The sequence below is a fragment of the Mesorhizobium sp. M7A.T.Ca.US.000.02.2.1 genome (genome assembly GCF_003996995.1).
Taxonomy (GTDB): Bacteria; Pseudomonadota; Alphaproteobacteria; order Rhizobiales; family Rhizobiaceae; genus Mesorhizobium.
In genome coordinates this window covers 1-4,791 of sequence record NZ_RZTT01000435.1, presented here as the reverse complement: position 1 = coordinate 4,791, position 4,791 = coordinate 1, and the positions used below count along the sequence as shown (strand labels likewise).

At 61.8% G+C, this 4,791-nt stretch carries 3 protein-coding genes; all 3 read left to right on the top strand.

What is annotated here, in order from left to right:
- Positions 1–12: 12 nt before the first annotated feature.
- Positions 13–1,479 carry an alpha-glucosidase/alpha-galactosidase gene (locus EOD15_RS28605; protein WP_127319540.1) on the top strand — a complete coding sequence of 489 codons (1,467 nt, stop codon included), beginning with the start codon at positions 13–15 and terminating at the stop codon, positions 1,477–1,479.
- A 146-nt stretch (positions 1,480–1,625) separates the two neighbouring features.
- The gene (locus tag EOD15_RS28600; RefSeq protein WP_127319542.1) at positions 1,626–3,710 is read left to right on the top strand and encodes an ABC transporter substrate-binding protein; all 2,085 of its coding nucleotides are present in this window, start codon (positions 1,626–1,628) and stop codon (positions 3,708–3,710) included.
- 111 nt (positions 3,711–3,821) lie between these two features.
- Positions 3,822–4,791: ABC transporter permease (locus EOD15_RS28595; protein WP_148129673.1), on the top strand; the 970-nt coding region annotated here is incomplete at its 3' end.

The window sequence follows — 4,791 nt, the reverse complement described above, 5'->3', positions numbered from 1 at the left end:
GAGGTGCGGCTGGTGAGTTTCAAAATCGCTATCATCGGCGCCGGCAGCGTCGGCTTCACCAAGAAATTGTTCACCGACATCCTGTGCGTGCCCGAATTCAAGGACATCGAATTTGCGCTCACCGATGTAAGCGAGCACAACCTTCAGATGATCAAGGCGATCCTCGACAGGATCGTCGAGGCAAATAGGTTGCCGACCAGGGTGACGGCGACGACCGACCGCCGCAAGGCGCTCGAAGGCGCACGCTACGTCATCAGTTGCGTGAGGGTCGGCGGTCTCGAAGCCTATGCCGACGATATCCGCATTCCCCTGAAATACGGCATCGACCAATGCGTCGGCGATACGATCTGCGCCGGCGGCATTCTCTATGGCCAGCGCAACATCCCGGTGATCCTGGATTTCTGCAAGGACATGCGCGAGGTCGCCGAGACGAACGTCAAATTCCTGAACTACGCCAACCCGATGGCGATGAACACCTGGGCGGCGATCGAATACGGCAAGGTCGACACTGTCGGGCTCTGCCACGGCGTCCAGCACGGCGCCGAACAGATCGCCGAGGTGCTGGGCGCCAAGTCCACGCAGGAACTAGATTATGTCTGTTCCGGCATCAACCACCAGACCTGGTTCATCGACCTGCGCCTGAACGGCCGCCCCATTGGCAAGGACGAACTGGTGGCTGCCTTCGAGGCGCATCCGGTCTATTCGCAGCAGGAGAAACTGCGCATCGACGTTCTGAAGCGCTTCGGCGTCTACTCGACCGAAAGCAACGGCCATCTTTCCGAATATCTGCCCTGGTACCGCAAACGTCCCGACGAGATCACGCGCTGGATCGATATGTCCGACTGGATTCACGGCGAGACAGGCGGCTATCTCCGCTACTCCACCGAAACCCGCAACTGGTTCGAAACGGAATATCCGCAGTTCCTCGAAGCGGCATCAAAGCCGATCGACCAGGCGAAGCGCTCCAACGAGCATGCCAGCCACATATTGGAGGCGCTGGAGACCAACCGCGTCTACCGCGGCCACTTCAACGTCAAGAACAATGGGGTGATCACCAACCTGCCGCAGGACGCCATCATCGAGTCGCCCGGCTTCGTCGACCGTTTTGGCATCAACATGGCCGCCGGCATCACGTTGCCGGAGGCCTGCGCCGCCACCTGCATCGCCTCGATCAACGTCCAGCGCATGTCGGTACATGCCGCTATATCAGGCGACATCGATCTTCTGAAGCTCGCCGTGCTGCATGACCCGCTGGTCGGCGCGGTTTCGACGCCGGAAGAGGTCTGGCAGATGGTCGACGAAATGGTCGTCGCCCAGGCGGCCTGGCTGCCGCAATATGCCCATGCGGTCCCGGCGGCCAGGGAGCGGCTGTCGACATCCCAGGTGAAGACCCGCGAGTGGGCGGGCGCCGCACGGCGCAGCGTTCGCTCGATCGAGGAAATGCGCGCCGAAAAAGCCGCGCTGAAGCAAGCCGGCTGAGACGGGCCGGCTGAGACGGGCCGGCTGGAAATTTATGCGGTGATGGTGGATCCATGGGAGGCGGATCCACTGCCACGAAGCCGTTTGAATTCGAGGAGAGGCGGAGCGGGTGCAAACGCTCCGGACAAACAAGAGGGAGAGAGACCGTGAGGAATTTCCGCAATATCGGCCTTGCTGCCGGACTGACGCTGAGCGTCTCGGTCTCGGCACTCGGTGCTTACGCTTCCGAACCGACGGTTCCGCCGGCGCCGACACCGTTTCCCGCCGAAGGCAAGATCAACTATGTCGCGCGAGACTCGATCCTGGAGTTCAAGGCGCTCCCCGAATATCACGAGCCCGACTGGGTCACCGAGAAATACGTCAAGACCGGCAAGCTGCCGCCGGTAAAAGACAGGCTGCCGAAGGAGCCGCTGGTCTACAAGACGGGCAACATGCAGGACGGCATCGGCGTCTATGGCGATACGATGCGCCACGTCATCGGCGGGCGGCCGGAAGGCTGGAACTACGGCGCCGGTCAGACGCAAGGCTGGGGCGGCATCGACATCGGCCTCTCCGAATGCCTGACGCGCACCGCTCCGCTGTTCCAGGTCGAGGCCAAGGACACCGAGCCGCTGCCGAACCTGGCCAGGAGCTGGGACTGGTCGAGCGATGGCCACAGGCTGACCATGCACCTCATCGAAGGAGCGAAGTGGTCGGACGGCGTGCCGTTCAATGCAGACGACGTCATGTTCTACTGGGACGACGAGGTGGTCGATCCCAACGTCTCGCCGCTGAACGGCGCCACGCCGGAAACCTTCGGCGTCGGCACGACGCTGAAGAAGGTCGACGACTACACCGTCGAATGGACCTTCAAAGATGCCTTCCCGAAGCAGTATCTGTATGCCATGGCCTACGGCACTTTCTGTCCTGGCCCCGCGCACATCCTGAAGCCGCAGCATCCGAAATACTCGAAGAACACCTACGATCAGTTCAAGAATGCCTTCCCGCCGGAATTCATGAACATGCCGGTGATGGGTGGCTGGGTCCCGGTCGAATACCGGCCGGACGACATCATCGTCATGCGCCGCAATCCCTATTACTGGAAGGTCGACGAGAAGGGTAACCAGCTGCCCTATCTCAACGAACTGCACTACAAGCTGTCGACCTGGGCCGATCGCGACGTCCAGGCGGTGGCCGGCGCGGCCGATTTTTCCAATCTGGAGCAGCCGGAAAACTTCGTCGCCTCGCTGAAGCGTGCGGCAGAGGCGAACGCACCGGCCCGTCTTGCTTTCGGCCCGCGGCTCATCGGCTACAATCTGCGCTTTAATTTTTCCGCCAATGGCTGGGGCAATCCGGACGAACGCGGCCAGGCGATCCGCGAGCTGAACCGCAACGAGGATTTCCGCAAGGCCGTCACCATGGCGCTCGACCGCAAGGCGCTCGGTGACTCGCTGGTCAAGGGGCCGTTCACCGCCATCTATCCCGGCGGCCTGTCGTCAGGAACCAGCTTCTACGACCGCGCGTCGACGGTCTACTACCCCTTCGACCTCGAGGGCGCCAAGGCGGAACTCGCCAAGGCCGGCCTCAAGGATACGGATGGCGACGGCTTCGTGAATTTCCCTTCCGGTACCGCCGGCGGCAAGAATGTCGAGATCGTGATGCTGGTCAACAACGACTACACGACCGACAAGAGCCTTGCCGAAGGCGTCGTCGCCCAGATGGAAAAGCTCGGGCTTCGGGTCGTGCTCAATGGCCTCAACGGCACCCAGCGCGACGCTTCCCAATATTCGGGCCGCTTCGATTGGCTGGTCCGGCGCAACGAACAGGAACTGACGTCGGTGGTGCAGAACACCGTGCAGCTTGCCCCGGTCGGCCCGCGCACCAGCTGGGACCATCGGGCGCCGGAGAACGGCGAGGTCGATGTGATGCCGTTCGAAAAGGATCTCGTCGATATCGTCAACAAGTTCGTCTCGACGCAGGACAACGACCAGCGTGCCAGCCTGATGAAACAATTCCAGAAGATCTCGACGGAGCACGTCTACAATGTCGGCCTGACGGAATATCCCGGCGCGCTGATCGTCAACAAGCGCTTCTCGAACATTCCGCGGGGCACGCCGATCTTCATGTTCAACTGGGCCGAAGATTCGATCATCCGCGAAAGGGTCTTTGTCGCGGCCGACAAGCAGGCGAAATACGAATTGTTCCCCGAGGAGTTGCCCGGCAAACCCGGAGAGAAGGGGCCGATGAATTAGGTTTACCTCCCTGACCGAGAGACCTCCGGCCGCGCCGCTGGCGCGGCCGGACAAACCAACCTCCGGACGCAACCAAGGGCGCGATCGGCGAGACAAGGAAACGAACCGTCCATGCTGCGATTCCTGCTCACGCGCATAGCGTCGGCAATCCCGGTCCTCGCCATTTTGAGCCTGGCCACCTTTGCCATCATCCAGGCGCCGCCGGGCGATTATGCCGACTACATCCGCTCGCAGGCGATCAACCAGGGTGGAGCCTCCTTCGCCGAGGCCGACGCGCAGGCAAAGGCCTATCGCATCGAGCATGGTCTCGATAAGCCGCTGCCTCTCCAGTATCTCAACTGGATCGGTGGCATCATCACCCGCGGCGATTTCGGCTACAGCCTGTACTACAACAAACCGGTCGCCGACGTGGTCGGAGAGCGCCTGCCGCGCACCCTTCTCCTGGCGCTGGTTTGCCATCTGCTGGCCTCGGTGCTGGGCATCACATTCGGCATATGGGCGGCGACAAGGCAATACACCTGGATCGACTCGACACTGTCGGCCATCTCTTTTCTCGGCATGACTGTGCCGCGCTTCCTGATGGCGCTGATCATCGTCTATCTCCTGGTGTTCCACTTCAACGTGTCGGAGATCGGCTCATTCTTCTCGCCGCAATATGGTGGCGCGCCGTGGTCGTGGGCCAAATTCGTCGACCTGGTCAAGCATGTCTGGCCGGTGGTGGCGATCGCGACTTTCGGCGGCCTCGCCTACAATATGCGCGTCATGCGCGGCAATCTGCTCGATACGCTGAACGCGCAATATGTCGAGACGGCAAGGGCCAAGGGGCTGACGGGTGCCGCCGTCGTCATGCGCCACGCCGTGCCCAACGCGCTGCATCCGCTCATCATGTATCAGGGTGTGGTGCTGCCTTACATGCTGACCGGCGAGATCGAGACGGCGATCATCTTCGCGCTGCCGACGGTCGGCCCGGCGATCGTCGGCTCCATGGCTGTCGGCGACGTCTATGTCACCGCCACCTTCATGATGGTGCTGTCGGCGACGCTGATCGTCGGCAACATCATCGCCGACATGCTGCTCGTCC